This is a genomic window from Klebsiella scottii (assembly GCF_036561945.1).
Lineage (GTDB): Bacteria > Pseudomonadota > Gammaproteobacteria > Enterobacterales > Enterobacteriaceae > Klebsiella > Klebsiella scottii.
The window spans coordinates 556,656-582,042 of the sequence record NZ_JARXNI010000019.1 but is presented as its reverse complement, the minus strand read 5'-3'; the positions used below and the strand labels follow the sequence as shown (position 1 = coordinate 582,042).

Genomic DNA, 25,387 nt, shown 5'->3' with positions numbered 1-25,387 from the left:
GCTATCCGGGATACGACGACAAATTAGCGTTCGTCGCGACGACCGCCAACCGCAGCCCACAGGCGGCGAATATGAACGGTCACTTCTTCGCGATCGTGATACAGCTGGCGCGCCTGAATCTGCGCGTTAATGCCGTGCTCATCCAGCTGCTCCTGGATGTAGGCCAGATTGCGCGACAGCTCTTCATAGCGCTTTTTCATCGGCAGCTTCAGGTTGAAGATAGTCTCGCGGCACCAGCCGTTGACCAGCCACTGCGCCATCAGCGCCGCAACCTTAGCCGGCTTTTCCACCATGTCGCACACCATCCACGAGATGTTGTTACGGGTCGGACGGTAGCGGAAGCCGTCTTCGCGCAGCCAGGTCACCTGCCCGGTATCCATCAGGCTCTGCGCCATCGGGCCGTTATCGACCGACGAAACCCACATGTTGCGTTTCACCAGCTGATAGGTCCAGCCGCCGGGACAGGCGCCAAGATCCACCGCATACATGCCGTTGCCCAGGCGCTCGTCCCACTCATCGGCCGGGATAAAGACGTGGAACGCCTCCTCCAGCTTAAGCGTAGAGCGGCTCGGCGCATCGGCAGGGAATTTAAGCCGCGGGATCCCCATATAGAACGGAGAGTTGTTGTTGGAGTAGGAGTAGCCGGTATAGCAGCAGCCCGGGGCGATAAAGAACACGTGCACCACCGGACGCTTCGACGTTTCGTAGCTGGTCAGCACGCCCGCTTCACGCAGGGCAGCGCGCAGCGGAACCGTAAACTTACGGCAGAACTTCATCAGCTCTTTGCTTTCATTGGTATCGGCAACTTCCACCCGCAGGTCGCCGCCCTTCTCCACCACGCCCTGCAGCATGCCGACAATCGGCGTGATGCGATCTTCCGGCGGCAGGTCGCGAAGCAGCTCGCCCACCACAAACATCTGGCGGGCAAAAACCAGCGAGCTGAACGGCAGCTCGCGCGCCAGCTTGTCGCCATCTTCCATCTGATAGCATTCAAAAACCACGTACCCGGCGTTATCTTTAAGGCGGGCAAAACCAAACACCTCAAGGCGGGATGCCTTATCGGTAATTTCTGCTGCGCACTCCTTCTCAAACCCGGGGCGACAATAGAGGACAACCTTATTCATGAACAACGCCCTTACGTTTCAGACGAATTGCACCAATTAACATTAAGACCCAGCCGGCGAGGAAGCTGACGCCTCCCACCGGCGTAACGAACGCCCACAGGCGTAAATGCGACAGCGCCAGGCAGTAAAGGCTGCCGCTGAATAAAACGGTACCCAGCGCCATAAAGACGCTGCTCCAGTAAAACCAGATGCTGATGCGGCGCTGCATCGCCACCGCCAGGCCAAAAATGGCCAGCGTATGGAAGGCCTGGTACTCAAGGCCGGTATGGATCCAGCCCATTTCCGCAACGCCCAGCGACCGGCTTAACACGTGCGCGCCGAAGGCGCCCAGAGCAACAAAGATAAAACCGCTTATCGCGGCGAATATCAGCATAAAACGGCTGGTCATGTTATTACCCTACAATCATTTATTGTTCGTAACGAAAGCGAAATTTTTCTTGTTCACTCGCCGCTTTCGCCAGTATCCACTGCCGGAAGGCGGCTATTTTACCCAGTTCAGCCTGACTGTCATGACAAACCAGATAAAAGGCATTTTTACTGACCAGAACATCATTAAACGGACAGACCAGGCGGCCGGCCTCAATTTCGGACTGGGACATCACGTTATTGGCGAGCGCGACCCCCTGCCCGTGAATTGCCGCCTGCAGCACCATTGCGCTGTGGCTGAAAATCGGCCCCTGCTGGACGTTAATATGGCTTAGACCCAGCTGGCGGGTATAAGTTTGCCAGTCGCGACGGGAAGCATCGTGTAATAGCGTATGTTGCGCCAGATCCGCAGGCGTTTTCAACGCTTTGTCGCCGGTCAGCAGCACCGGGGAGCAAACCGGCAGCAAATACTCGGCGTACAATTTTTCGACGCGCAGCCCCGGCCAGTTGCCGCGACCGTAGAAAATCGCCACGTCAACGTCATCCGCCAGCTTATCCTCCTGACGGTCCACGGCCTGGATTCTGACGTCGATTCCCGGATAAGCTGAGTTAAAGCTTGAAAGGCGCGGGACCAGCCACTGAATCGCAAAACTGGGCAACAGGCTGACCGTTAACGCCCCTTTTGCGCTACGCGCCTGCAGTTTACGCGTCGCTTCCGTCAGCTGCGAAAAAATATCTTTAATATCCTGAAAATAGCTCTGACCTTCTTCCGTTAGCAGCAGCGATCGATTGCGCCGCCGAAACAGCTTCAGCCCAAGAAAGTCCTCTAGTGACTTGATTTGGTGACTTACTGCGGCCTGGGTCACAAAAAGCTCATCGGCTGCGCGAGTGAAGCTTAAATGACGTGCGGCTGCATCAAAAACACGTAATGCATTCAGAGGTGGTAATCGCTTTGACATGGTTATTCTGGCTTAGATGTTAAGGCAATTTAACAAACAGGAAACAACAGTTAACCTATTAGTTTTTTTTATCTGAGACATTATAATTTGTCCGTTGAGGTTCTACCAGCAAATACCTATAGTGGCCGCACTTCCTGAGCCGGAACGAAGAGCTTTTTTTGGAATGCGTGTTCCAACAAGCTTTTGGCTTACGGTTGTGATGTTGTGTTGTTGTGTTTGCAATTGGTCTGTCTTTGCGGACCACGGTGGCTAAGCTACCCCCTTTTCACTTCCTGTACATTTACCCTGTCTGTCCATAGTGATTTAATGTAGCACCGCAATGCGCGGTGCTTTTTTTTGCCCTGAATTTCCCCTCTCTTCCTTATCCCGTGCTTGTCAGCCTTGCCCTGACGGATAAATTGCGCGACGATCGTCGTATTGCAACGAGGAGTTCCATGAACGCATTCAATCCCGCTCAGTTTCGCGCGCAGTTTCCTGCTCTGGCCGATGCCGGCGTTTACCTTGATAGCGCGGCGACGGCGCTAAAGCCGCTGGCCGCCATCGATGCCAGCGATCGGTTCTATCGCCTCAGCGCCGGCAACGTGCACCGCAGCCAGTTTGCTGCCGCCCGGCGTCTGACCGAACGTTATGAAGACGCCCGCGAGCGCGTCGCGGCGCTGCTAAACGCGCCGTCTGGCAAAGATATCGTCTGGACCCGCGGCACCACCGAGGCCATTAACATGGTGGCGCAAAGCTACGTTCGCCCGCGCCTGCGGCCCGGCGACGAAATCATCGTCAGCGAAGCGGAGCATCACGCCAATCTGGTTCCCTGGCTGATGGTGGCGGAGCAGACCGGCGCCCGGGTGGTGAAGCTGCCCATCGGCGCCGATCGCCTGCCTGACGTCGCGAGCCTGCCCTCCCTTATTACGCCGCGTAGCCGGGTGCTGGCCATTGGCCAGATGTCGAACGTAACCGGCGGCTGCCCGGACCTGGCGCTGGCGATCCGCCTCGCGCATGAAGCCGGAATGGTGGTGATGGTCGATGGCGCGCAGGGCGCGGTGCATTTCCCGGCCGACGTTCAGGCGCTGGATATCGACTTTTACGCCTTCTCAGGCCATAAGCTGTACGGCCCGACGGGGATTGGCGCGCTGTACGGTAAAAGCGAGCTGCTGAACGCCATGTCGCCGTGGCTCGGCGGCGGTAAAATGATTACCGAAGTCACGTTCGAGGGTTTTAAAACCCAGCCCGTGCCCTATCGACTGGAAGCCGGCACGCCAAACGTCGCCGGGGTCATTGGCCTGAGCGCGACGCTGGAGTGGCTGCAGGAGACGGATATCGCCCAGGCCGAAAGCTGGAGCCGCAGCCTGGCGACGCTGGCTGAAGACGAGCTGACGAAGCGTCCGGGCTTTCGCTCCTTCCGCTGTCAGAGCTCAAGCCTGCTGGCATTTGATTTCGCCGGCGTTCACCACAGCGATATGGTGACGCTGCTGGCGGAGTCCGGCATCGCGCTTCGCGCCGGGCAGCACTGCGCCCAGCCGCTGCTGGCGGCGCTTGGCGTCAGCGGAACCCTGCGCGCCTCGTTTGCGCCTTATAATACCCAGGATGATGTTTACGCGCTGGTGCATGCCGTTGACCGCGCTCTGGAAATTTTGGTGGACTAATGACGACTCCCGATCCGCAGAACCATCCGTTTGGCACCGCCATCACTGAAGCGACGCTGCGGCAAACCTTCGTCCCGCTGAGCCAGTGGGAAGATAAGTACCGCCAGCTGATCCTGTTAGGCAAAAAGCTGCCGCCGCTGGCGGACGAGGCGAAAGCCCGCACGACGGAGATTACCGGCTGTGAAAACCGCGTCTGGCTGGGGTATAGCGTGCGCGACGGTCGGCTGCATTTCTTCGGCGACAGCGAAGGCCGGATCGTTCGCGGCCTGCTGGCCGTGCTGCTGACCGCCGTTGAGGGGAAAAGCGCCGCCGAGCTGCTGGACCACGATCCGCTGGCGCTGTTCGATGAGCTGGGGCTGCGTGCGCAGCTGAGCGCCTCTCGCGGCCAGGGACTCGCCGCGCTGGGCGCAGCGGTGCTCGCCGCAGCCCGCGAGGCTTAACCTGGAATAAGAACGGCGCTTAGCCCTGACGCCCGGCTTTCGCCAGCATCTTCTTCAGCGCATGGGATACGGCGACAAAGCCAAAGGTGGCGGTAACCATCGTTGCCGCCCCAAAGCCCGACGCGCAGTCCATCCGCTTAGGTCCTTCCGCGCTGCTTTTCATGGCGCATACGCTGCCGTCAGCCTGCGGATAAACCAGCGCCTCGGTCGAGAACACGCAGTCGATGCCGAGCTTACCCTTACTATTTTTCACCACCCCGAACTGGCCCTTCAGGCGCTCGCGCAGCTTCGCCGCCAGCGGGTCCTGGATGGTTTTCGCCAGGTCAGCCACCTGAATCTGCGTTGGGTCAATTTGCCCGCCCGCGCCGCCGGTGGTCACCAGCGGCACCTTATAGCGGCGGCAGTACGCAATTAACGCCGCCTTCGGCCGCACGCTATCTATAGCATCAATCACGTAGCTGAAGCCCGCGCCCATATATTCGGCCACATTTTCCGGCGTCACAAAGTCATCAATTACCGTAACCTGACATTCAGGGTTGATCAGCCGGATACGCTCCGCCATTACCTCGGCTTTCGCCAGCCCGACGTTGCCGCCCAGCGCATGAATCTGCCGGTTGGTGTTGGTGACGCAGACGTCGTCCATATCGATAAGGGTAATGGCGCCGATCCCGGTTCTTGCCAGCGCCTCCGCAGCCCAGGAGCCGACGCCGCCGATGCCCACGACGCAGACATGCGCGTCGGCAAAGCACTGCAGCGCTTTTTCACCATATAAACGCGCCGTACCGCCGAAACGCTGGCGCCAGGCGTCGCTAATTACAACAGACATAAAACCTCAGAATAAAATGGCCGCTTCCCCGACACGCCCATGCCGCCGGGGAAGCGGAAACAAGAGCGTTAGCCGCTAAAGACGTTGCCAGCACCCGGCGCGTTTTTCAGCACCCAGACGCGACCATAGTGGTTATACCAGCCCGCACGATGCCCGGCATCCGCGCCGATACCTTGATAGATATCGAAGTGCTGGCCTTTAATCGCGCCGCCGACGTCCAGGGCAACCATCAGACGCAGCTCATACTGACCGTTAAACTTGCCTTTATTATCCAGCAGCGGTACTTCCGCCAGCAGGGTGGTACCCGGCGGGATAATGCTGCGGTCAGAGGCGACCGACGCGCGGCCAATCAACGGCACCGCGCTGGCGCCTTTCACCGGGGCGAAGGATTGCGGTTTAAAGAAGACAAAAGAAGGGTTCTCTTCGAGCAGCGCACGAACTTCAGCTTCGCTATGGGTTTCCCCCCATTCGCGGATCGCCTGCATCGACATATCTTCTTTCTTCACTTCGCCGCGATCGATAAGCACCTTGCCGATGCTGCGATACGACCAGCCGTTCTTCCCGGCATAGCTAAAGAAGTTCAGCGGCGAGCCGTCGCCAAAATCGATATAGCCGCTGCCCTGGACATCCATAATGAAGTTGTCCATCAGCGAATTGCTGTAGGCCAGGATATAGCTGTCGCTCAGCCCACCGGCGTAGATGCTGGCGCGAGACGGAAGCTTGCCGCGCTTCGGCGGCATGCGATAAATGGGGTACTGGAACTCACCCTGACGGGTGTGGCGCGCCTGCACCACCGGGGTGTAGTAGCCGGTAAACTGAACGTTGCCGTAGCTATCGGCGCCCTGCATCTGCCAGGCGTCAATCCCGTACTGGCTCAGCGTGCGGGTATCGCCACCGGCGCTTAGCCACTGCTGCAGGGAGTTATAGACGTTGCTCTGGCTATTATAGAGGCGCGGAGAGGCGCTGCGGATCTGCCTGACCTGTTCGGAGAAGTCGCCAGCGTTAATCGGCGTGCCGACCGCATCAGGCTGGTTAACCAGTGAAAACGGCTGGGTAAGCTTTCCTTCATTATACTGCTGACCGCGATCGGTCGGTTTCGAGGAACAGCCGGCGAGCATCGCCAGCATTGCTCCGGTTGCAACATACTTTGCCCAACATCCTTTCATGGTATCTCTTCTTTTGCTGCTTAGTACCGGTTGGTGATGAGGGAAGATAACAAACCGCCAGGGCTATTGAAATGCGATAAAGCAGCACAAATACAAAATCGGCTAAAAAACGTGCTAAAAACGGTTCTTTCTACATCATTCATTACAAAATTATCGATTTAGCTGAAAAAGGGTTGCATCAAAACGTTAGCAGAGTATAGTGCGCATCCACGGACGCGGGGTGGAGCAGCCTGGTAGCTCGTCGGGCTCATAACCCGAAGGTCGTCGGTTCAAATCCGGCCCCCGCAACCAATTAAAATCAGAGAAGTAAGCTTTACTCGATGGAAGAGTAAAGACGGACGCGGGGTGGAGCAGCCTGGTAGCTCGTCGGGCTCATAACCCGAAGGTCGTCGGTTCAAATCCGGCCCCCGCAACCAATTAAAATCTGATGCAAAGTTTACTCGATGAAGAGTAAAGACGGACGCGGGGTGGAGCAGCCTGGTAGCTCGTCGGGCTCATAACCCGAAGGTCGTCGGTTCAAATCCGGCCCCCGCAACCAACACAATAAACACCCTTCCGGGTGTTTTTTTGTTTCTGCGCTTCCTTGCGCACGCGCCTAATGCTGCGGCAGGACGATATTGCTGGCAGCCAGCTGGCCCATGTCGCGATACATGGCGCAGGCGGCCTCAACAATCGGCATCGCCAGCGCCGCGCCGCTGCCTTCACCTAAACGCATCCCCATATTCAGATACGGCTCCATCTCCAGATGCGCCAGCGCAATCCGCGCGCCCTTCTCCGCCGAATAGTGCGACGGGATCAGGTACGGCTTAATTTCCGGCGCTAACCGGCACGCCGCCAGCGCCGCGGAGTATGAGAGAAAGCCGTCCAGCAGCACCGGCAATCCGCAGGATGCCGCCCCGAGCATCACGCCGGCCATTCCCACCAGATCGAAACCGCCAATTTTTGCCAGCACGTCGATTCCGTCGTGCGGATCAGGCCGGTTGACGGCAATCGCCCGCCGCACCACCGCCACCTTATTGCCCACCTTTGCCAGCGGCAGGTTGGCCCCAATCCCCACCACCTCTTCGGCATCGCTGCCGCTCAGCACGCTAACGATCGCCGCCGCGGGGGTCGTGTTAGCCATTCCCAGCTCTCCGACGCCAAACAGCGTCACGCCGCTTTCCGCCAGCTTGCGGGTATAGCGAATCACCTCCAGCAGCAGCTCTGCGGCCTGGGTACGGCTCATCGCCGGGCCGCTGGCGATATTACCGCAGCCGCGCGCAACCCGCATATTCACCACGCCGGGAACCGGTTCGGCGTCAATGCCCACGTCAATCACGTGAACTTTCGCGCCCGCCTGCGCCGCCAACACGCAGACGCCGGTAGTCCCGCGCGTCATATTTTCCGCCTGAATGGCGGTGACCGCCTTCGGCGAGATGGCGACGCCTTCGTCCCAGACGCCGTGATCGGCGCACATGACCAGTATCGCTTTCTTGTCGACGTGCGGTACGCCGTTAAGCCCCGGCATCCCCGCCAGCTGTACCGCCAGCGCTTCCAGGCGGCCAAGACTGCCGGGCGGCTTCAGCAGGCCATCAATATGCCGCCGGGCACCCGCCATCGCCGCCTCATCCACAGGGGGAATGGCGCGCAGTATTGAAGATAAATTCTGCATAAGAGTTCTCGTGGTAGTGGCCGGCTCACAGCAGAGCCAGCAGGAAGATCAGTTCGCCAAGTTCAATCGCCGCTCCCAGCGTATCGCCGGTTTGCCCACCGAGGGTTCGCTTTAAGAGCTGACCGAGAATGAAAATCACCGCCGCGGTAGCCGCCAGCGCCGCCACTCCGCGCATGCCCGGCAACAGCACGGCGGCCAGAATGACCGCTAAACCCAGGGTTACGCAGGTTTGTCGCCCGCTCACCTTACCGATGAACAGGTTGCCCAGCCCCTCTTCCCGGGCATAGCGATGGCGGTACATCAGCAGCACGCTGGTCCCCCGCCCTACCGCGCAGGCTGCCGCCAATGCCGCCAGCATCGGCGTTCCGCGCAATGCCAGTTCGCTGACCACCAGCACCTTCGCCAGCAGCACAAAAATCAGCGCCAGCCCGCCGTGAGTCCCTAGCCGGCTGTCGCGCATAATTTCCAGCATGCGTTCGCGGCGTCGGGCGGAAAACACCCCATCGCAGGTATCGGCCAGCCCGTCGAGGTGGAAGCCGCCGGTCAGCAGCGCCAGCGCCAGCACGGCAAACAGCGCCGCCAGCGGGATCCCGCACCAGGCCTGAAGCGCAATAAATACCGCGCCGCTCAGCAGCCCCAGCAGCGCGCCGACCAGCGGAAAAGTGACAATCCCGCGGACGTACTGCTCAATATCCAGCCCCTGCGACCAGCGCGCGGGCACCGGCAGGCGGCTAATAAAAGAGAGCGTTGCGCAGAATAATTTGATCATTTAATTTTGACTCCAATACCTGATACCACCAGCCAGACCTCATCCGCCGCGGCCGCAAGACGCTGGTTAACTCGTCCGGCAATATCGCGAAAATGGCGCGCGAGACGATTTTCCGGCACGATCCCCATCCCGACTTCATTGGTGACCAGCACTACCGTCGCCGGGCAGCGTTGACAGGCCGCAATCAGCGCGCGGATCTCGTCGTCGATCGTCCGCTCCATCGCCGCGAAGTCCCAGCCGTCGGGGTCGGCATCGCCGCCGATCGCAAACAGCAGGTTGGTCACCATCGTGGTAATACACTCCAGCAAAATAGCTTCCGCAGGATCGTTGTGCGGCGTAATCAGCTCATCAAGCTGCTGCCAGCGCTCGGCTGTGCGCCAGTGCGCCGGCCTGCCGTCGCGATGGTGCTGGATCCTCGCGGCCATCTCCTCATCAAAAATTTGCGAGGTGGCGATATATAAAACCTGCGGTGAGCCGGCGATCAGCGCTTCGGCGTGACGGCTTTTGCCGCTGCGCGCGCCGCCGGTGACCAGAATCAGCATGATGGCTCCTGATGCTGCTGCATAATGTGGTAAATTTTTTCAATATCAATATGTTGGCGCATTGCGTCGGCCAGAATATCGAACTGCTGTGATTTATACCGCGCGTAGTGGAGCGTGGTATCCAGCGCCTCCAGGCCTTTACGTTGACGCAGGCCGTTGACCAGCGCGCGGGTGAAATCATCGCTGTCGAACAGGCCGTGCAGGTAGGTACCAAACGCCAGCCCGTCGTCCGTCGTCGCCCCGTCCGCCACCGGCCGCCCCTCTTTTTCCAGCTGCACCAGCGGCTGGCAATCGCCTTGCCGGGTCGTTTCACCCATATGAATTTCATAGCCGCGCACGCGTAGAGCGGAAGCGCCCGCCAGCCAGCCAGGGAGCGCGGCCGCCATCGTCGCCTCAACCAGCGTCGTGGTTTTATGGCGGGCAAACTGCGTCACGGTATTGAGCAGCCCCAGGCCGGGCAACCTTCCCAGGCCGGACTCCACTTCATCGATGATGGTCTCGCCAAGCATCTGGTAGCCGCCGCAGATCCCCAGCACCGGTATTCCCTGCTGATGCGCCTGCAGCACGCCCTGCTCCATCCCGCTTTCGCGCAGCCACTGCAGATCGCCCAGCGTATTTTTGCTGCCGGGCAGAATCACCAGATCGCTCGCCGTCAAATCCTGGGGATAACGAACGTAGCGCACGCGGACGTCCGGCTGCGCCGCCAGCGCGTTGAAATCGGTAAAGTTGGAAGTATGCGGCAGCTGAACGACCGCAATGTCGATCTCCCGCTTCGCGGTGCTCAGATATTTCCCTTTCTGCAACGCCACGCTATCTTCATCTTCCAGATCGACCTCCAGCCACGGCATCACCCCCAGCACGGGAACGCCGGTCAAAGCTTCAATCTGTTCGATTCCCGAGTACAGCAGCGCCGCATCGCCGCGGAATTTATTGATGATCACCCCTTTCACCCTGGCGCGCTCCTGCTCCTCAAGCAGCGCCAGCGTTCCGTAGATTGCGGCGAACACGCCGCCTCTGTCGATGTCGGCGACGAGGATCACCGGACACTGCGCCATCTCCGCCATGCCCATATTGACGATATCGCGATCGCGTAGGTTGATCTCCGCCGGGCTGCCGGCGCCCTCCAGCACCAGCACGTCATACTCCTGCGCCAGGCTGCGATAGACCGCCAGGATCTGCTCGCGCAGGCGCGGCTTATATTCGTGGTAGCTCACCGCGTCCATATCCGTCGCGACCTGCCCCATCAGCACCACCTGCGCTTTACGGTCGCTGGTGGGCTTCAGGAGTATTGGGTTCATGCGCACATCCGGGACAATACCCGCCGCTTCGGCCTGAAATATCTGCGCCCGCCCCATCTCTTTGCCGTCCGGCGTGATGCCGGAGTTCAGCGCCATATTCTGCGATTTAAACGGCGCGGTACGCAGGCCATCCTGATAAAAAATTCTGCACAGCCCCGCCACCAGCACGCTTTTACCCACGTCGGATGCCGTACCTTGCAACATGATTGCCTGCGTCATAAGGCCTCCTTTATCGCGTTCTGTCGCATTCGTATGAAAAACTCATCTTCTGTTTTACACAGCGGCAGCCCTAGCCGGGCATGCAGCTTCACCAGCCACGGCTGGGTTAACCCGGCCTCGGCAATCAGCTCCGTACGGGAAAAAACGGCCCCCGGCTCATCGTACGCCAGCACTTCCCCGCGGCGCAGAACATACACGACATCGCTCACTTCATAAATCAGATCGATATCGTGGCTGGAGATCACCACATGGTTTCCCTGGGCGACGATCCGCTTAATGATGGCGATCATCTGCGTCCGCCCGGCGGGATCGAGGCCCGCCGTAGGCTCATCCAGCAGAAGATAGCGCGCCTGCAGCACCAGGGCTCCGGCAATCGCCACCCGCTTTTTCTGCCCGTGGCTCAGGCACTGAATCGGCTGATGGCGAAAATGCCGGGCATCGACCAGCGTGAGCGCATCGTCCACGCGCCGGGCAATCTCGGCTTCCGCCACGCCTAAATTACGCAGGCTAAAGGCGATGTCGCTATCGATATCGGTATAGAAAATTTGCTGTTCCGGATCCTGAAAAACGGTGGCGACCTGCTGGCGCAGCGCCAGCAACGCCCGCTTGCTATACTCCAGCGGCTTTCCTTGCCACAACACCGCCCCTTTTTGCGGCCGCAGCAGGCCGCTCAGGTTCATAAACAACGTCGATTTTCCGCAGCCGTTCGCGCCCACCAGGCCGGTCACGGAATGTTGGGAAAAATCCAGCGTCAGCCCCTTGAGTACCTGTTCATCCTGATAACGGAACCAGAGATCTGTCGTGGCAAGCATGCTTTTCCTTAGAGGTGAAAATCACCCTGATACAATTTTATATCCAGCGTGGCGCTCATTTGCTGATAGCGAATGAGCACGCGGGTAAACAGCAACCCGACCAGCATTGCCAGCGAGCGATAGCCCTGCGGCAGGCTACGGTAGCCAAAGCGCAGCGTCTGCGCGCGATGAATGGCCAGCGCCTCATCAAACAAAATAAAAATAAAGCGCCAGGTCAGCAGGATTTGCTCGGTCAGCAGCCGCGGTACCCGCGCCCGCTTAAGCAGCACAATCAGCTGGGGAAACGGTAGGTTCAGCACCAGCCACAGCGTTGACGCCAGCGCGGCGAGGCTGCGCCAGAAGGTTTCATTGGCGGTGTTCAGCCCGGAGGCGGCGATCCCCAGCCAGTAGTCTCCCAGCGGCAGGCTCACCAGCAGGGTCTGCGGATCGCGGCTTACGCTGAACAAAATCGTCACGACCCCTACGGCTAAAAAGCCAAACGGCAGGGCAATCCAGCGGCACCAGCGCCAGAAGGTGACCCGCAGCAGCCGGCAGGTCAGCCCGGCGATAAGCAGCAGTTCAATACCCTGTCCCAGCGGAGGCAGGGTAAAGGCCAGCACCATCATAAGGAGCCAAAACAAGAACTTACGTTCAGGCGCAACGTGGAACCAGCGGCTTTGATAGCTTAACCTGTCAAACCCGGTCATCACGGCGCTGTCTGCCTTTGCTATAGCCTAAAATGTAGAAAATGACCGCCGCGCCCAGCGACCCCTGCAGCGTAAACAGCAGGCTTTCAATTTCACCGCTTGCCGGCTCATACAGCGGCTGGAACCAGGGCTCATAGTGCGGAGCGACAACCTGAATCTGGCTCTCGGCCTCGCCGTCCGAGCCGCCGAACTCGCCGCCATGATCGATAAAGAACGGCAGGATCACCAGCGCAACCACCATCGCCAACAGTATCAGCATCTTTTTCATTTTAATGTCCTTGTGCGGTAATCAGCTGACGTTTGGTCAACTGGTCGTAGATCATCACGGTTAACAGCCCTTCGGCGATGGCGATCGGGATCTGCGTCAGGCAGAAGATCCCCATGAACTTGACGATCGAGCCGGTCGCGCCCGTGGCGGGGTCCGGGAACGCCACCCCCAGTTGGACCGAGGTGACAAAATAGGTCACCAGATCCGCCAGCATGGCGCAAAGAAAGACGCAGACGTCGCGACGGAACCCGGCGCGGCAGGCCAGCTTCCACACCAGGTAGCCGACGACCGGCCCAATCACCGCCATCGACATACCGTTAGCGCCCAGCGTCGTCAGCCCGCCGTGCGCCAGCAGCAGCGCCTGGAACAGCAGGACGATAGCCCCAAGGATCGCCACCACGCCCGGCCCAAAGAGAATCACCGCCAGGCCAACGCCGGTCGGATGCGAGCAGCTGCCGGTCACCGACGGAATTTTTAGCGCTGACAGAACGAAAATAAACGCGCCGCACAGGGCCAGCAGCACCTTCTGATTATGGTCCTGCTGGACGATACGGCGCAGGCGCACCAGCCCGTACCACAGGCAGGGTAAAAACAGCAGCCACCACGCCAGCGCCCACATCGGCGGCAGGAAACCCTCCATAATGTGCATCGCAAACGCCTTCTCAGGGACAATCATCAGCAATAGCGCCGCAGCCAGTCCGCTGAAAGACAGCTGTTTTAGCTGTTGTTCAAGTTTCATTCCGCATACTCCCACTGTTTGTTGACCAAAATGGTCGAGAAATAAGGCAGCGGCTGGTCGTCGCTCACGTCGCTCAGGCGGCGCCAGCACCGTTCTCCCGGCAGCGTGGCCTCGGACATCATCAGCGCCGAATCCAGCAGGCCGGTCCCGATCAGCAGCGCTTTGATTTGCGCAAAGCGGCCGTATACCTTCATCAATACCAGGCTATCGTGCTGCCGTAGCGCCCGCTCGATCTCCGCTTCCGGCGCGGTGCAGGAGACAACGGCCAGCGACTGCTGCTCCATAGCCAGCGGCGTTTGCGAACGGGCGGCGATGGCGGCAAATGAGGTTACGCCGGGAACAATTTCCAGCCATTCCCGACTGCCGATTCGCTGGAGCAGGAAGACCCAGGTGCTAAACAGCATGGCGTCGCCAAGGGTAATAAATCCGACCTGCTTACCCGCCTCGACTTCCTGAACCAGGACGGCGGCTACGTCGTTCCAGACGGACTCTTTCTCAGCGCTGTCGGCGCTCATGGGGAAATGGCAGCAGCGCACTTCGGTTTGTTCGCCGAGGTATTCCCGGACGATCGACAGCGCAAGGCTGTCTCCGCCTTTGCGCCCGGCCGGGGCGTAGAGGATATCCAGCTTGCCGAGAATGCGCGACGCGCGAACGGTGATCAGATCGGCAGCTCCCGGCCCGGTGCTCAAGGCGTACAGTTTGCCGCTCATGCCGCCTCCTCCATCGCCAGATTCAGCGCTTGCTGCAGGTGGGCGACGAACATCGCGCGCACCGCCGGGTTTTCTCCCAACCCGCTAAGCCACGGCGTGGCCGGAATACCGGCGGCATTGAACCGCGTTTTCCACGAGTCCTCTTCGTCAGAAGCCATGTCGTTGATGGCATGATCGCCAGCCACCAGCATCAGGGGCATCAGATGCACGGCGGTGACCCCCTCCTGGCGCAGGCTTTCAATAAGGACATCGACTTCCGGATAGCTCTCCACCGCGCCAACCCGGGCCGGAAAGCGCTGCGCCGTCATCATATGGTCGAGACAGGCGTAGGCGGCGAAGGCGTGATGGCTGGCGCCGTGGCCCATAAACACCACCTTTTCACTCGCCGCCAGCTTCGGCATCTGCTGGAGCAGCGCCGGCATCAGCTGCGCATAATCGCGGTGGCTACTCAACAGCGGCGTCCCCAGCGTCAGGCGGGCAAACAGCGGGCGCATGCTCTGTACCTCGCGAACAACTTTTTCGTATTCATCGCCGTTGATAATGTGCAGCGACTGAACCGCCACATCCTGATAGCCCTGCTCGGCCAGCCTCTGTAGCGCCTGCAGCGGCGTATCAATCTCGATCGCGTCGCGCTGCCTGAGCTTGCGGATAATCATCCCTGAGGTGAAAGCACGAAACGGAGTGCGGTCGGGGCAGCTGGCCGCCAGATCCCGCTCGCAGGCGACAATATTTTTTTCGCAGGTATCGTGATAGCTGGTGCCAAAACTGACCACCAGAAGCGCTTTTTTCATTTCTGACTCCTTAAGCAGCAGCTAGCCAGCGCGCTAAGCGCCCGGCAAATGCGGCCTGACTTTCCAGTAATTCGTCACCGGTCACCAGCGGCGCCGGACGGGTAATTACGATGCAGGGAATACCTGCATCCAGACAGGGTTGAACTTTTTCCCGATAGCCTCCTTCGGCGCCGGAGGCTTTCGTGATCACCACATCGGCCCGGCACTGACGATAAAAGGCGGCGTTAAATTCGGCGCTAAACGGCCCGCAAAGCGCAAAGATTTCGCCGACGCCAAAGCCGAGTTCGGCGCATTGCGTCATCACCTCAGCAACGGGCAGCACGCGCGCCAGCAGCGTTTTCCCGGCTAATCCCTCCCGCCAGAGCCCCAGCTCCTTACTGCCGGTAGTCAACAGCACGCGCTCGCCAAAGCGCCGTGCGACAGCGCAGGCCTGCGCAATACTTTGCACGGGATAAAGCTGCGGATGCGTCAATTCGCTGAGCTGTTCGGGACGCTGATAGCGGCTCAGCAGCACGCCTGTCGCTGCGCAGGCGCGCACAATATTGCGGCTCACCGCCTCGGCGTAGGGATGCGAGGCGTCGATCGCCCAGCGGGTACGGTTTTCCTGCAGCCAGGCGATCATCTCTCTCAGCTCCAGGCGGCCGCAGCGTATCCGGCCTTTGATATCACCGGCCAGCGCCCTGCCGACGGGCGTGGCAACCGACAGGGTATAGCTGACCTGCGCCGCATCCAGCTGCTGGCATAGCGCCCTGGCGTCGCTGGTTCCGCCTATCACCAGCACCTCGCCCCCATTCACAGCGTGTAGCCTCGCGGGGTGATCATCAGGCCATCCTGCTCATAGGTGGCTTTGTTGCCGACGATCACCAGGCTGGTCATATCTACCGGTGCAAAATCCATCTCACCGAGGGTCGTCAGCCATTTCTCCTGCTTTTTACGCCCGGCCGATTTCACGACGCCCACCGGCGTATTCGCGCTTTTACTGGCAGAGAGCAGCTCGAAGGCGCGCGCCAGATGGCCTTCACGGCCCCGGCTACGCGGGTTATAGAAGCAGATAACAAAGTCAGCCTCGCCGGCAGCAATAATGCGTTTTTCGATAACCGGCCACGGCGTGAGCAGGTCGCTGAGGCTGATATGACAAAAGTCGTGCATCAGCGGCGCGCCGAGCAGGGAAGCCGCGGCGATGCTGGCCGTCATCCCCGGAACCAGACGAACCTCGACGTCCAGCTTCTGCTTGCTGACCAGCTCCAGCACCAGCCCCGCCATGCCATAAATTCCCGCATCGCCGCTGCTGATCAACGCGACCTTGTGCCCGGCCTGCGCCAGCTCAATCGCGGTCTGGCAGCGTTCAATCTCTTTGCACATCCCGGTTTTTATCACCTGCTTTTCGCCGGTAAAGGCCTTCACCAGATGGGTATAGGTTTTATAACCGACAATAATTTCCGCCTCCTGGAGCGCTTCAACGGCCTCCATAGTCATCATTGCCTGCGAGCCGGGGCCAATCCCAATAACGGTTAACATCAGTGTGAAACTCCCAAAGTAATAGTGACGCCCTGTTCGCGCAGGGTCTCGCCTAACAGCTGTCCATGACTCAGCAGCCACGCTGCCGGACCGGAGACGCTTCCTGTACCGACGGTCTGGCGGACAAACGTCGACACCGGAAAGCGGTGTTCATGTTCGCGCAGGGCGTCGGCGCTAAAGGTTTCAAACGGCACGCGGCAGCAGGAGGCAAGCTGAATCAGCCCCTGCTCATCTTTTTTAAGCGTGACGCTGCCGATGGCTTTTAGCGCCAGCGGGTCGAGCTTTTGTGCCGCCAGCTGCCGGGCCAGCAGCGCTGCCAGCAGCGGGAAAGGCGTATCGCGGCGACAGCCGATTCCGGCCACAACCCGCTGCGGCACCAGCTTCCAGTGCATAACCGGGAGCTCGGGAAGGTCGTTGCGCAGGCTGACGCACACCAGCGCATCGAGTGCGGGAAGCCGCTGCAGGTCGCTGACGGTGATAAACCCCCGGCGATCGCAGTGGCGTACGTCCTCAGCCAGCTCCTCGTCCCACCACAGCCCGACGCGCTTATGGCTCACCAGCAGCTGGTTGACGATTTTTACCGCCGTGCGAAAGTCGCTCATCCGGGCGTTAAGCTGGAATGCCAGCGTATCCAGCGCCGCCATTTCGTTGACGTCGGTGGCCGTCGTAATCACCGGATCGGCGCCCAGCATGCCGGCCAGATAGCGGCTCAAGGCGTTGGCGCCGCCGGCATGGCCGGAAAGCAGGCTGATCACGTGCTGGCCGCGCTCGTCAATCACCACTACCGCCGGATCGCTAAACTTGTCGTTAACCAGCGGCGCCAGCACGCGCACCGCGATGCCGGTCGCGGCGATAAAAATCAGCGCGGAATAGTTGGCGAAAGCGTCGCGCGCGCTGGCGGCAAACCCGCCGTCAAAGGCGGTAAATCCCTCCTCCAGCAGCTTCTCGCTGGTAAAGCAGGTGACCGGCAGCATCGCCGCCAGCCGTTTAGCCAGCAGCACGCCGCCGGGCGTCAGGCAAAAAAGAGCTATGGATTCAGGCTTTACGGTATTCATGGCTAAAGTCCGCCGCATAGAGTCTGGAGTAGTGGTACTCCGTACCGAGGAAATTGCCGACCAGGATAAGCGCCGTTTTGCGGATCCCCGCCTCGCGAACCTTATCGCCAATGTCGGCCAGCGTGCCGCGTACGGTCTGACTCTCAGGCCAGGTCGCTTTATAGATAACCGCCACCGGAGTGGCCGCCGGGTAGCCGCCCTCAATCAGGCGCTCGGCGACCCGATGGATCCGCTGAACCGAGAGATAAATCGCCATCGAGGTTTGATGGCTGGCAAAGGATTCCAGCTGCTCGCGTTCCGGCACCGGCGTGCGCCCCTCAAGGCGGGTGATAATCAGGCTCTGCGAGACTTCCGGAACGGTGTACTCAACGCCAAGCTCGGCCGCAGCGCCCAGGAACGCGCTGACTCCCGGCACCACCTGCCAGCCGATGCCGCGACGGGTCAGCTCTTCGCCCTGCTCACGCACGGAACCGTAGAGCGACACGTCCCCCGTCTGCAGGCGTACCACCGTCTTCCCCGCTTTTACGCCCGCCGCCATCAGGCCGAGAATTTGTTCGAGATGCAATTCAGCGCTGTCGTGGCACTCCGCATCCGCCGGGCAGTACGCCAGCAGCTCGGTGTTGATAAGCGATCCGGCATAGATAACTACCTGGGCCTGCTGCAGTAACCGGTAGCCCTTGAGGGTAATCAGCTCGCGGTCCCCCGGCCCTGCGCCAACGAACCATACACAACGGGAATCAAATGTCTCAGCCATAGTTTTCTTCCTTCTGACAGGCGATAACAAAAACGGGGTTATTCGGTTTGAAGTAGTGGCCGCTACCTAGCGCGGTCAGGGACGAAACGTTGAGCTGCAGGCAATCAAGCCCGGTGATGCCGGACTGCTGCAGGTGCGCCAGGGCGGCGCTGAGGTTCTCCTGCAGGATAAAGGTCATCACCAGCCGGCCGCCGGGATAGAGCTGCTGCAGCGACCAGTCAATCAGCGCCTCGAGATGGCCGCCGCTGCCGCCCATAAAAATCGCGTCGGCTTGCTCGGTGATAACCATCGGCGCTTCACCGGGGTAGATGTCGATGTTGCCGCAGGCGAAGCGCTGGCGATTTTCGTCAAGCAGCCGCAGGGCCGCCGGGTTTCGTTCGATTGCCGTCACCCGCAGGGAGGGGTATTGCAGCGCCGCTTCAATCGAGACGCTGCCGGTCCCGGCACCAATATCAATCAGATGGCTGGCCTGATGCAGCTCCAGCTTTGCAAGAGCCAGCGCGCGCACCGCCTCTTTGGTCATCGGGACTTTCTCACCGCGCAGAAAAAGCTCATCTTTCATCGAGGATCACCACCGCATTCATTTCATATTCGGCGTCGACCTCACTGACCGGTAGCCAGTGGATCCGCTCGTTATCCATCGCCAGATTTTCGCCAATCACCATCCAGCGATACCCTTTGCCGCGTGCCGTGAGCTGGGCGGCTATTTCACGAGGGCCGCAGCGGGCATCCGTTACCATTGCCACCTTGCAATGGCGCGCCAGCTCGTCAAAACTGACGCTGCGGCCGTGGCTACTGGTGAGCCACATATCGTTCATATCGATCCCCGAACGCGCGCACAGATACTGCACGGCGCTAATACCGGGAATAATGCGCACGCGTTCCAGGCCAAAGTGGGCAACCAGACGGCTGCCGATGCCGTAGAACAGAGGGTCTCCGGAAGCCAGGACCACCACGCGCTGCGCCTCACGCTCGCCGAGCCACGCCAGCAGCTGAGGAATATTGGCGCCCAAAGCAAAGCGTTCGCCGCGAAATTCGGGGAACTGCTGCAGATGGCGCTGGCCGCCGACCAGAGCGTCTGCCGCCGCCACCGCTTCCCGCGCCGCAGGCGTCATCAGGTGCAGCCCCGACGGCCCCATGCCGACCACCGTTAACATGCCATCTCCCGCGCAATCTCTGCGACCGGGCGACTGCTGCCGAGAACCTTGTTATCAAAGGAGAACAGGATCGCATCGCAGACTGGCGGCGTTTTGGTAAAGCGCAGCATCTGCATCACGCGCAGGCAGATCCGCTCGGCAAGATGGTTATAAAGATGCTGAAAACCGTAGGCGTCGATATGTTCCATTGCCGCTTCGGTGGTGTCGCAGTCGCTGACCAGTTTGAGCAGTTCGAGAGGCGCGCCGAGCAGCGCCAGATGCGCCACCAGCGTTTCCATCCGCGCATCGGCAATATGGCTGTGGGTATGAAAAATACCGGCGGCAATTTTGACCAGCTTACCCGGATGCCCGATCAGCACGATTTGCCGATAGCCCAGCCGAACCGCCTCTTCGATCATGTAACCGACAAAGTTGCTCATGGTGACCACGACCTGGGAATCAATACCCATCTGCTCGCGCACGAAGCGCTCCCCGTGGTTGCCCGGCACCAGCACCACCCGCTCCAGGCCCGCCGCGCGCTTGATTTCCAGCTCCAGCGACAGCGAGCGCTTCCAGCTCTCTTCGGACATCGGCGTGACGATCCCGGTGGTACCGATTATCGAAATACCGCCCAGAATACCGAGCCGCGAGTTATAGGTTTTTTGCGCCCGCTCTTCGCCTTCCGGGGCAAAAATCTCCACCTGCGCCCCGCGCGCGGGGCCGATGGCTTCTCGCACCGCCGACTCGATAGTTTGCCGAGGCGTACGGTTAATCGCCGGGCTGCCGATCGGCAGACCAATCCCTTTACGCGTCACGGTGCCGACGCCCTCGCCGCCCTGCAGGCTAATTTCACCGCTCTCATTGAGAGTGACCCGGGCAAAAATCAGCATCCCGTGCGTGGCGTCGACATCATCGCCACCGTCTTTACGGATGGCCGCAATCGCCTGCTGCCCCTCGATATGCGGCGACTCAACGTTCAGAGAGAGGGTCACGCCCGATGGCGTAACGATCGAGACCTGATGAATCAGGTGCTGGCGCAGGACCATCAGCGCCGCAACTTTCGCCGCCGCGGTAGCGCAGGACCCGGTGGTATAGCCTTTACGCAGCGCCTTCCCGTTGTGCCAGACCGGCGCATCAAAGGATTGCTCGCTCATCGTGTGCGCTCCAGGTAATAGAGCATCGCGTTGACGATGGCGGCGGCAACGTTGCTCCCGCCTTTGCGCCCGAGGGCGGCAATGGCCGGAAAGCGGCTTTTCGTCAGCGCATCTTTTGATTCCGCAGCCCCGACGAAACCCACCGGAACCCCCACCACGCCGCTAACCGCCGCATCGTGTTCGAGCAGACGAAACAGCGCGGTTGGCGCATTGCCGAAAACAAACAGCCTCTCGCCCTCTTCGGTTACCGCGATATCGACGGCGGCCATTGAGCGGGTGATCCCCTGGGCTTTGGCCGCGCTCACCACCCGCGGGTCGCTGATATAGCAGCGGCACTCGCTACCCGACTTCGCCAGCAGCGTTTTATTGATTCCTGAAAGCGCCATCGTGGTATCGGTGTAAATCACGCATCGACGTTCGAGCGCGGCGCAAAGCCGTTCCAGCGCATCGCTGGAAAACCACAGGATATCCAGCCATTCGAAGTCGGCGGTGGTATGGATAACCCGTTTGATAATGGCTTCGTGCAGGGGGCTGGCAAAGCGGTAGTCCGGGCGGGTTTGCGCAATAATTTCGCCAATAATGTCGAAGCTTTTCGCTTCAATTGCCTGCGGCTGCTGGATGTAGTGCATCGTTTTGTCCTCAGGCCGCGCCAATCAACAGGTACCGCGCCGCGATAAACAGCGCCAGTGCCAGAGTTGAGGCGACCCACATCAGTCGAATCGTTTGGGAAATGTCGTCAACGCAAACGTCGCGTACCGCGTCGCCTATCCAGGGCTTGTCTACACGCTGGCCGAAATAGTCATTCGGGCCGCCGAGGCGGATACCCAGAGCGCCGGCAACGGTGGCTTCCGACCATGCGCAGTTGGGGCTGCTGTGGTTGTAGCGGTCGCGCCAGCCGATACGGAAGGCCCGGGCGCCATCGAGACGGCACAAATATGCCGCGACGCTGAAGAGCAGCCAGCTCAGGCGGGCGGGGATCGCGTTGGCGACGTCGTCAAGGCGCGCGCTGACCATACCGATGGCGCGGTATTTTTCATGCTTATAGCCGACCATCGAATCGAGGGTATTAATGGCTTTGTAGGCCATTGCCAGCGGCGCGCCGCCCAGCAGCAGGAAGAACAGCGGCGCGATAACGCCATCGACGGTGTTCTCCGCCACCGTCTCCACTACCGCGCGGTTAATCTGCTGCGGCTGCAGCTGCGAGGTGTCGCGCCCGACAATCCACGAGAGCTTCTCGCGGCTCTCGGCAAGGTCGCCCGCGCGCAGCGGGCGTTCGACTTCCCGGGCGGAGCTGGCCAGACAGCGCCCGGCCAGCACCGTAAAGACCATCCATACCTCGATAGCCCAGCCCAGCCAGGGGTGAATCGCTTCTGCCAGCGTCAGTACGCCCCAGGAGATCCCCCAGGTGAGGCCAACAACGACCAGCCACATTAGCCCTCCGCCGATCCTTAATGCGCGATCGCTGCGGCAGTAGCGGCGCACCGGGCGCTGGATCGCGGTAATGAGGTTGCCGATCCAGCGTACCGGATGAGGCCAGCCCTGCGGATCGCCGATAATAAAATCGAGGGTCCAGGCCACGCACCAGGCCAGCAGCGTCATAGCGCCTCCCTTGCGGCCGTCAGCCAGTGCTTGAGCATTGCGGGGCGCTGGGCGAAATGAACGTGCAGGTAGCTGGCAAAAGTGTTGCCTACCTGCCAGCCGCCGGACCACTCCAGCAGGGTCATACCGTCACGCACCTTGCGACATGCCAGAACTGCGGGGGTATCAGGCGTAAAATCCGAGTAATGAAACTCATGCCCACGCAGCCGCTCTCCCGGCGCCGCCAGCAGCGTTTGCCGCGTGGCCTGCGCCTCGCAATAGCCAAAGCGAGTCAGCCGTGAGCCCATTTGGCTGTGGCCAGGAATAATATCCGCCATTCTGTAAACCTCGCCGCGGGCATCCGTCAGCGAGGTTCCCAGGTACATCAACCCGCCGCATTCGGCGTAAATGGCCACTCCCCGTTGGTGCGCCGACCGCAGCTGGGCCAGCATGGTCGTATTCGCCGCAAGCGCAGCCGCGTGAATTTCAGGGTAGCCGCCGCCCAGCCAGATCATCTGGCAGGCGGGTAAATCGCGGTCATGCAGGGGGCTAAAGCGGACGATATTTACCCCACAGCGTTCGAGAAGCGCGAGGTTATCCGGATAGTAAAAGTTGAAGGCTTCGTCGTCGGCCAGCGCGAGTGTCAGGCCCGCGCCGGACTCAGGCAGAGGCAGCGCGGGACACTCCCCGGCGGGTAGGGCCGGGAGCCGACTGACGGCAAGCAGCTGCGTAATATCCAGCGTCCGCTCCAGCGTGTCGGCAAAATCCTGCCACGGCTGCTGATTGACCACCGATTCTCGGGCGGTAACCAGCCCCAAATGCCGCTCGGGCAAGGCAACGCCGTCCATCCGCGGGACATAGCCGAGAACCGGCAGCGCGCAGTAACGTTCAATGGCGCTTTTCAGCAGCTGATAATGGGATTCGCTGTTGACGCGATTAACAATAACGCCGGCAATATTGAGGCTCGGATCGAAGTGTTGAAACCCCATCACCGTTGCGGCGATGGAGGTGGAGACCGCTTTGCCATCCACCAGCAAAATCACCGGACAGCCGAGCTGCTTAGCCATCGCGGCGGTACTGCAGTAGTTGGGGTCGGTGCCGTAGCCGTCATAAAGGCCCATCACGCCTTCAATGACCGCGATATCCGCCTGCTGCATCCGCTCGCAGAACAGCGCGTTGAGAACGGGTTCGGGCAGCATAAAGCTGTCGAGGTTACGGGAAGCCGTGCCGCAAACGGCAGTATGCCAGCCGGTATCAAGATAATCGGGGCCAACCTTGCAGGGCTGAACCCGCATGCCGCGATTTTTCAACAGGCTAAGCAGCCCCAGCGTAACCGTGGTTTTACCGCAGCCGCTGCCGGTACCTGCGAGAATAAATGCGTGAAGCCTTGCCGCCATACCCCGATCCTGTTCAGGGTGGTAGGGATGTAAAGGTGCGTATACCCGCCATTCCTCAGGTGACAGCGCTGCTGGCCCGCGCTTTCGCCCCGATCACCTGCTTTTGCAAGCTTGCGGAGCCCCGCCGCGTCGTCGCCTGGCTGAGACCTGAATGATGTAAGAGATATACCCTGGTCTTTCGACCGTACGCCTCTGAGCAACCCACTTCCCACCGAAGTTGTTGGTAATCACGGACAGGCAGGTCTTCTGGCTTAGCGTCATCCTCTCCCATCCTTCCCAATCTTGCGATCAGTGGTTTTTACCCGGCATATTTCACGTTGCGCCCGCTGGCGACAGCAGCAGGCCCGTCTATGGCCTCATCCCTGCGGGGCCGGCTCAGGCGCGGTTTGAAAGCGGCTGGAGCCTGTTATCCTGCAACGTGAATATTTAGGTAAATATGGGTTCGTCAGCATCACAGCAGCGGGGGCTGCGGGGGATTTTCACCCCCTTCCCTGGCACGTTTCGTGCCGTACCTGTCGGTTTTATGGCCAGAGCTCCGAGGCTCTCGCCATCGCTTATTTTCAGCTTATCTACTTCGTCACTGCGCCCTTCATCAGACGCTGGAAAACGAAAGGTAATTTCTGATGTCACTCTACTCCATCAAAGAAATAAAAACTGGTGCAGCTTATCCTGCTCCGCTCATTATTTTGTTGCGCTATGACAATTTATTGCTTTGGAGGGAATTTTTTTATTTTATAATGAGGCGGATACGTAGACATATCAAAAAAAAGCCATAACAAAATATTGTCATTTAAAATGGCTCAGTTTGTGATCCGGAATTTATTTGCTGGCGAAAAGCCTGCGGCGTGATCTGATAGGTTTGACGAAAAACTTTGCAGAAATAGCTGGTTTGAGAAAATCCTAAATTACGTGCAATGCTGGCGATACTCCAGTCGCTGTGAGAAAGCAGCTCCTTCGCGCTCACCATACGCTGATGATTCACCCAGGCATTAAAGCCAATTCCCTGATACTTTTTGAATAACTTACTGAAATAGTAGGGGCTGAGATAAACATGGTTCGCGACCTCCTCCAGGCGTAGTTCGTCAGACAGGTGCGCGTCAATATAGCGCAATGCCTTTTTCATTTTGCCATCGTGAGGGTTCACGCCCCGCTGGGTTCGCACGGGCTCCGGCTGCTGCTGATTATCCTTAATAACAACAAAGTTAAGCTGTTTTTTCAGGCAGTTTTCCACGATAAGTTTCAGCAGGTCGGCCGAGGCAATGACCCTGGAATAGTCCATTTCCGGGACGTTGCGAAACTCGCTCAATAGTTCAGAATCGGCCTGCCAGCCTATATCCACGTTCAGGATATCGACCAGCTCGACATCCTCGCGCAGGCGAACCTGCCCGCACAGAACAAACCCGACGAGATGCCCGGCGATCACCAGCGGGATGGAAAAATCCGTTAAGCCTGCATGGCAGCGATAAATGCACGGCTGATCGGATTTTGAGGCCTCAAGGCCACCACAGCGATCGCTCATACGGCAGCGGATGCTATGCTGAGGATGTTGGCGCATGAGCTGACAGAAGGACGTAAAATTAAACAGCTCAGAAATTTCATCACCATGAATATTCACAACCACTACCGCCAGACTGGTGGCCTGAGCAAAATCCTGCGCGATTTTATTAATGAGTTCTGAGTTAAGCGAGCTCGCAGAAATCATGATAAAACCTCCCAGTTAATTTATTGTTATGAATAAAACATTCTATTCATATTTACTTTTCATTATTGCAACTAAAATTCATGATAG

General features: G+C 59.6%; 28 protein-coding genes, 3 tRNA genes and 1 riboswitch. Of the genes, 5 read left to right on the top strand and 26 right to left on the bottom strand.

Annotated elements, in window-relative coordinates; all coding sequences use genetic code 11:
- Nucleotides 1-23 precede the first annotated feature (23 nt).
- Genes rlmM through gcvA form a run of 3 tightly spaced genes read right to left on the bottom strand, consistent with a single transcriptional unit; the run spans nucleotide 24 to nucleotide 2,449 of the window.
- A complete protein-coding gene (rlmM, locus tag QFI97_RS06545; RefSeq protein WP_346430767.1) occupies nucleotides 24-1,124 on the bottom strand; it encodes a 23S rRNA (cytidine(2498)-2'-O)-methyltransferase RlmM in 1,101 nt (366 codons plus the stop codon).
- On the bottom strand, nucleotides 1,117-1,512 hold the full coding sequence (locus QFI97_RS06540; protein WP_041147011.1) for a DUF423 domain-containing protein: 396 nt from the start codon (nucleotides 1,510-1,512) through the stop codon (nucleotides 1,117-1,119). Before QFI97_RS06540 ends, rlmM begins: the two co-directional genes overlap by 8 nt.
- 19 nt (nucleotides 1,513-1,531) lie before the next feature.
- A complete protein-coding gene (gcvA, locus tag QFI97_RS06535) occupies nucleotides 1,532-2,449 on the bottom strand; it encodes a glycine cleavage system transcriptional regulator GcvA (protein WP_041147012.1) in 918 nt (305 codons plus the stop codon).
- 434 nt (nucleotides 2,450-2,883) lie between these two features.
- On the opposite strand from gcvA, the gene csdA reads away from it, so the two are divergent.
- Nucleotides 2,884-4,089: a cysteine desulfurase CsdA gene (csdA, locus tag QFI97_RS06530; protein WP_346430766.1), complete on the top strand. Its 1,206-nt coding sequence runs from the start codon at nucleotides 2,884-2,886 to the stop codon at nucleotides 4,087-4,089.
- A complete protein-coding gene (gene csdE / locus QFI97_RS06525; RefSeq protein ID WP_346430765.1) occupies nucleotides 4,089-4,529 on the top strand; it encodes a cysteine desulfurase sulfur acceptor subunit CsdE in 441 nt (146 codons plus the stop codon). The genes csdA and csdE overlap by 1 nt, the downstream gene beginning before the upstream one ends.
- 19 nt (nucleotides 4,530-4,548) lie before the next feature.
- Here the strand turns inward: csdE and tcdA are convergent, their stop codons facing one another.
- A complete protein-coding gene (gene tcdA / locus QFI97_RS06520) occupies nucleotides 4,549-5,355 on the bottom strand; it encodes a tRNA cyclic N6-threonylcarbamoyladenosine(37) synthase TcdA (RefSeq protein ID WP_133600437.1) in 807 nt (268 codons plus the stop codon).
- 68 nt (nucleotides 5,356-5,423) lie between these two features.
- Complete coding sequence (gene mltA, locus QFI97_RS06515) at nucleotides 5,424-6,521, bottom strand: murein transglycosylase A (RefSeq protein WP_095098734.1); 1,098 nt, start codon at nucleotides 6,519-6,521, stop codon at nucleotides 5,424-5,426.
- Between the two features lie 214 nt (nucleotides 6,522-6,735).
- Here mltA and QFI97_RS06510 point away from each other — a divergent pair.
- The 3 genes from QFI97_RS06510 to QFI97_RS06500 all read left to right on the top strand — a co-directional run bounded on the left by QFI97_RS06510 (nucleotide 6,736) and on the right by QFI97_RS06500 (nucleotide 7,059).
- A tRNA-Met gene (locus tag QFI97_RS06510) sits at nucleotides 6,736-6,812 on the top strand.
- 48 nt (nucleotides 6,813-6,860) lie between these two features.
- Nucleotides 6,861-6,937 (top strand) — tRNA-Met (locus tag QFI97_RS06505).
- A 45-nt stretch (nucleotides 6,938-6,982) separates the two neighbouring features.
- Nucleotides 6,983-7,059 (top strand) — tRNA-Met (locus tag QFI97_RS06500).
- Nucleotides 7,060-7,116: 57 nt separating this feature from the next.
- On the opposite strand, the gene cobT is transcribed toward QFI97_RS06500, so the two are convergent.
- The 21 genes from cobT to pocR all read right to left on the bottom strand — a co-directional run bounded on the left by cobT (nucleotide 7,117) and on the right by pocR (nucleotide 25,300).
- Nucleotides 7,117-8,172: a nicotinate-nucleotide--dimethylbenzimidazole phosphoribosyltransferase gene (cobT, locus tag QFI97_RS06495; RefSeq protein ID WP_095098737.1), complete on the bottom strand. Its 1,056-nt coding sequence runs from the start codon at nucleotides 8,170-8,172 to the stop codon at nucleotides 7,117-7,119.
- A gap of 25 nt (nucleotides 8,173-8,197) precedes the next feature.
- Nucleotides 8,198-8,941, bottom strand: coding sequence for an adenosylcobinamide-GDP ribazoletransferase (gene cobS / locus QFI97_RS06490; protein ID WP_346430764.1), 744 nt, complete (start codon nucleotides 8,939-8,941; stop codon nucleotides 8,198-8,200).
- Complete coding sequence (gene cobU, locus QFI97_RS06485; protein WP_346430763.1) at nucleotides 8,938-9,483, bottom strand: bifunctional adenosylcobinamide kinase/adenosylcobinamide-phosphate guanylyltransferase; 546 nt, start codon at nucleotides 9,481-9,483, stop codon at nucleotides 8,938-8,940. The genes cobS and cobU overlap by 4 nt, the downstream gene beginning before the upstream one ends.
- The gene (locus tag QFI97_RS06480; RefSeq protein WP_095098747.1) at nucleotides 9,477-11,000 is read right to left on the bottom strand and encodes a cobyric acid synthase; all 1,524 of its coding nucleotides are present in this window, start codon (nucleotides 10,998-11,000) and stop codon (nucleotides 9,477-9,479) included. Before QFI97_RS06480 ends, cobU begins: the two co-directional genes overlap by 7 nt.
- Complete coding sequence (locus QFI97_RS06475; RefSeq protein ID WP_095098750.1) at nucleotides 10,997-11,812, bottom strand: energy-coupling factor ABC transporter ATP-binding protein; 816 nt, start codon at nucleotides 11,810-11,812, stop codon at nucleotides 10,997-10,999. Before QFI97_RS06475 ends, QFI97_RS06480 begins: the two co-directional genes overlap by 4 nt.
- Nucleotides 11,813-11,820: 8 nt before the next feature.
- The gene (locus QFI97_RS06470; protein ID WP_346430861.1) at nucleotides 11,821-12,498 is read right to left on the bottom strand and encodes an energy-coupling factor ABC transporter transmembrane protein; all 678 of its coding nucleotides are present in this window, start codon (nucleotides 12,496-12,498) and stop codon (nucleotides 11,821-11,823) included.
- Nucleotides 12,485-12,766 (bottom strand): energy-coupling factor ABC transporter substrate-binding protein, encoded by a 282-nt coding sequence (locus QFI97_RS06465; protein WP_095098756.1) that lies wholly within the window; start codon nucleotides 12,764-12,766, stop codon nucleotides 12,485-12,487. Before QFI97_RS06465 ends, QFI97_RS06470 begins: the two co-directional genes overlap by 14 nt.
- A gap of 1 nt (nucleotide 12,767) precedes the next feature.
- Nucleotides 12,768-13,505 (bottom strand): cobalt ECF transporter S component CbiM, encoded by a 738-nt coding sequence (gene cbiM / locus QFI97_RS06460; protein ID WP_095098759.1) that lies wholly within the window; start codon nucleotides 13,503-13,505, stop codon nucleotides 12,768-12,770.
- Entirely contained in the window at nucleotides 13,502-14,215 is a 714-nt protein-coding gene (locus QFI97_RS06455) for a cobalt-factor II C(20)-methyltransferase (RefSeq protein WP_346430762.1), read from the bottom strand. Before QFI97_RS06455 ends, cbiM begins: the two co-directional genes overlap by 4 nt.
- On the bottom strand, nucleotides 14,212-15,006 hold the full coding sequence (gene cbiK, locus QFI97_RS06450; RefSeq protein WP_095098763.1) for a sirohydrochlorin cobaltochelatase: 795 nt from the start codon (nucleotides 15,004-15,006) through the stop codon (nucleotides 14,212-14,214). Before cbiK ends, QFI97_RS06455 begins: the two co-directional genes overlap by 4 nt.
- Before the next feature lie 10 nt (nucleotides 15,007-15,016).
- The gene (locus QFI97_RS06445) at nucleotides 15,017-15,802 is read right to left on the bottom strand and encodes a cobalt-precorrin-6A reductase (RefSeq protein WP_346430761.1); all 786 of its coding nucleotides are present in this window, start codon (nucleotides 15,800-15,802) and stop codon (nucleotides 15,017-15,019) included.
- Nucleotides 15,799-16,524, bottom strand: a complete 726-nt coding sequence (locus tag QFI97_RS06440) for a precorrin-3B C(17)-methyltransferase (protein ID WP_095098768.1) — start codon at nucleotides 16,522-16,524, stop codon at nucleotides 15,799-15,801. The genes QFI97_RS06445 and QFI97_RS06440 overlap by 4 nt, the downstream gene beginning before the upstream one ends.
- Complete coding sequence (gene cbiG, locus QFI97_RS06435) at nucleotides 16,524-17,579, bottom strand: cobalt-precorrin 5A hydrolase (protein WP_095098770.1); 1,056 nt, start codon at nucleotides 17,577-17,579, stop codon at nucleotides 16,524-16,526. Before cbiG ends, QFI97_RS06440 begins: the two co-directional genes overlap by 1 nt.
- The gene (locus QFI97_RS06430; RefSeq protein WP_346430760.1) at nucleotides 17,560-18,333 is read right to left on the bottom strand and encodes a cobalt-precorrin-4 methyltransferase; all 774 of its coding nucleotides are present in this window, start codon (nucleotides 18,331-18,333) and stop codon (nucleotides 17,560-17,562) included. The genes cbiG and QFI97_RS06430 overlap by 20 nt, the downstream gene beginning before the upstream one ends.
- Entirely contained in the window at nucleotides 18,326-18,895 is a 570-nt protein-coding gene (locus QFI97_RS06425) for a decarboxylating cobalt-precorrin-6B (C(15))-methyltransferase (RefSeq protein WP_346430759.1), read from the bottom strand. The genes QFI97_RS06430 and QFI97_RS06425 overlap by 8 nt, the downstream gene beginning before the upstream one ends.
- Nucleotides 18,885-19,490: a cobalt-precorrin-7 (C(5))-methyltransferase gene (locus QFI97_RS06420; protein WP_095098777.1), complete on the bottom strand. Its 606-nt coding sequence runs from the start codon at nucleotides 19,488-19,490 to the stop codon at nucleotides 18,885-18,887. Before QFI97_RS06420 ends, QFI97_RS06425 begins: the two co-directional genes overlap by 11 nt.
- Nucleotides 19,484-20,623, bottom strand: coding sequence for a cobalt-precorrin-5B (C(1))-methyltransferase CbiD (gene cbiD, locus QFI97_RS06415; protein ID WP_346430758.1), 1,140 nt, complete (start codon nucleotides 20,621-20,623; stop codon nucleotides 19,484-19,486). Before cbiD ends, QFI97_RS06420 begins: the two co-directional genes overlap by 7 nt.
- Nucleotides 20,620-21,252 carry a cobalt-precorrin-8 methylmutase gene (locus QFI97_RS06410; RefSeq protein ID WP_346430757.1) on the bottom strand — a complete coding sequence of 211 codons (633 nt, stop codon included), beginning with the start codon at nucleotides 21,250-21,252 and terminating at the stop codon, nucleotides 20,620-20,622. Before QFI97_RS06410 ends, cbiD begins: the two co-directional genes overlap by 4 nt.
- Before the next feature lie 10 nt (nucleotides 21,253-21,262).
- Entirely contained in the window at nucleotides 21,263-22,222 is a 960-nt protein-coding gene (gene cbiB / locus QFI97_RS06405; protein ID WP_346430756.1) for an adenosylcobinamide-phosphate synthase CbiB, read from the bottom strand.
- Nucleotides 22,219-23,598 (bottom strand): cobyrinic acid a,c-diamide synthase CobB, encoded by a 1,380-nt coding sequence (locus QFI97_RS06400; RefSeq protein ID WP_346430755.1) that lies wholly within the window; start codon nucleotides 23,596-23,598, stop codon nucleotides 22,219-22,221. Before QFI97_RS06400 ends, cbiB begins: the two co-directional genes overlap by 4 nt.
- Before the next feature lie 219 nt (nucleotides 23,599-23,817).
- Nucleotides 23,818-24,129, bottom strand: a riboswitch (cobalamin riboswitch).
- A 259-nt stretch (nucleotides 24,130-24,388) separates the two neighbouring features.
- On the bottom strand, nucleotides 24,389-25,300 hold the full coding sequence (gene pocR, locus QFI97_RS06395; protein WP_095098786.1) for a transcriptional regulator PocR: 912 nt from the start codon (nucleotides 25,298-25,300) through the stop codon (nucleotides 24,389-24,391).
- Nucleotides 25,301-25,387: the final 87 nt, after the last annotated feature.

Excerpts from the sequence above, each read along its gene's own strand:
- QFI97_RS06440 (WP_095098768.1), bottom strand. The coding sequence starts at position 16,524 with ATGTTAACCGTTATTGGGATTGGCCCCGGCTCGCAGGCAATGATGACT.
- cbiD (WP_346430758.1), bottom strand. The coding sequence starts at position 20,623 with ATGAGCGAGCAATCCTTTGATGCGCCGGTCTGGCACAACGGGAAGGCG.
- cobU (WP_346430763.1), bottom strand. The coding sequence starts at position 9,483 with ATGCTGATTCTGGTCACCGGCGGCGCGCGCAGCGGCAAAAGCCGTCAC.
- QFI97_RS06475 (WP_095098750.1), bottom strand. The coding sequence starts at position 11,812 with ATGCTTGCCACGACAGATCTCTGGTTCCGTTATCAGGATGAACAGGTA.
- QFI97_RS06540 (WP_041147011.1), bottom strand. The coding sequence starts at position 1,512 with ATGACCAGCCGTTTTATGCTGATATTCGCCGCGATAAGCGGTTTTATC.
- pocR (WP_095098786.1), bottom strand. The coding sequence starts at position 25,300 with ATGATTTCTGCGAGCTCGCTTAACTCAGAACTCATTAATAAAATCGCG.
- QFI97_RS06400 (WP_346430755.1), bottom strand. The coding sequence starts at position 23,598 with ATGGCGGCAAGGCTTCACGCATTTATTCTCGCAGGTACCGGCAGCGGC.
- cbiM (WP_095098759.1), bottom strand. The coding sequence starts at position 13,505 with ATGAAACTTGAACAACAGCTAAAACAGCTGTCTTTCAGCGGACTGGCT.
- QFI97_RS06430 (WP_346430760.1), bottom strand. The coding sequence starts at position 18,333 with ATGGCTGAGACATTTGATTCCCGTTGTGTATGGTTCGTTGGCGCAGGG.
- csdE (WP_346430765.1), top strand. The coding sequence starts at position 4,089 with ATGACGACTCCCGATCCGCAGAACCATCCGTTTGGCACCGCCATCACT.
- QFI97_RS06455 (WP_346430762.1), bottom strand. The coding sequence starts at position 14,215 with ATGAGCGGCAAACTGTACGCCTTGAGCACCGGGCCGGGAGCTGCCGAT.
- csdA (WP_346430766.1), top strand. The coding sequence starts at position 2,884 with ATGAACGCATTCAATCCCGCTCAGTTTCGCGCGCAGTTTCCTGCTCTG.
- QFI97_RS06470 (WP_346430861.1), bottom strand. The coding sequence starts at position 12,498 with ATGACCGGGTTTGACAGGTTAAGCTATCAAAGCCGCTGGTTCCACGTT.
- QFI97_RS06480 (WP_095098747.1), bottom strand. The coding sequence starts at position 11,000 with ATGACGCAGGCAATCATGTTGCAAGGTACGGCATCCGACGTGGGTAAA.
- QFI97_RS06465 (WP_095098756.1), bottom strand. The coding sequence starts at position 12,766 with ATGAAAAAGATGCTGATACTGTTGGCGATGGTGGTTGCGCTGGTGATC.
- cbiG (WP_095098770.1), bottom strand. The coding sequence starts at position 17,579 with ATGAATACCGTAAAGCCTGAATCCATAGCTCTTTTTTGCCTGACGCCC.
- cbiK (WP_095098763.1), bottom strand. The coding sequence starts at position 15,006 with ATGAAAAAAGCGCTTCTGGTGGTCAGTTTTGGCACCAGCTATCACGAT.
- tcdA (WP_133600437.1), bottom strand. The coding sequence starts at position 5,355 with ATGTCTGTTGTAATTAGCGACGCCTGGCGCCAGCGTTTCGGCGGTACG.
- QFI97_RS06420 (WP_095098777.1), bottom strand. The coding sequence starts at position 19,490 with ATGTTAACGGTGGTCGGCATGGGGCCGTCGGGGCTGCACCTGATGACG.
- rlmM (WP_346430767.1), bottom strand. The coding sequence starts at position 1,124 with ATGAATAAGGTTGTCCTCTATTGTCGCCCCGGGTTTGAGAAGGAGTGC.
- mltA (WP_095098734.1), bottom strand. The coding sequence starts at position 6,521 with ATGAAAGGATGTTGGGCAAAGTATGTTGCAACCGGAGCAATGCTGGCG.
- gcvA (WP_041147012.1), bottom strand. The coding sequence starts at position 2,449 with ATGTCAAAGCGATTACCACCTCTGAATGCATTACGTGTTTTTGATGCA.
- cbiB (WP_346430756.1), bottom strand. The coding sequence starts at position 22,222 with ATGACGCTGCTGGCCTGGTGCGTGGCCTGGACCCTCGATTTTATTATC.
- cobT (WP_095098737.1), bottom strand. The coding sequence starts at position 8,172 with ATGCAGAATTTATCTTCAATACTGCGCGCCATTCCCCCTGTGGATGAG.
- cobS (WP_346430764.1), bottom strand. The coding sequence starts at position 8,941 with ATGATCAAATTATTCTGCGCAACGCTCTCTTTTATTAGCCGCCTGCCG.
- QFI97_RS06410 (WP_346430757.1), bottom strand. The coding sequence starts at position 21,252 with ATGCACTACATCCAGCAGCCGCAGGCAATTGAAGCGAAAAGCTTCGAC.
- QFI97_RS06425 (WP_346430759.1), bottom strand. The coding sequence starts at position 18,895 with ATGAAAGATGAGCTTTTTCTGCGCGGTGAGAAAGTCCCGATGACCAAA.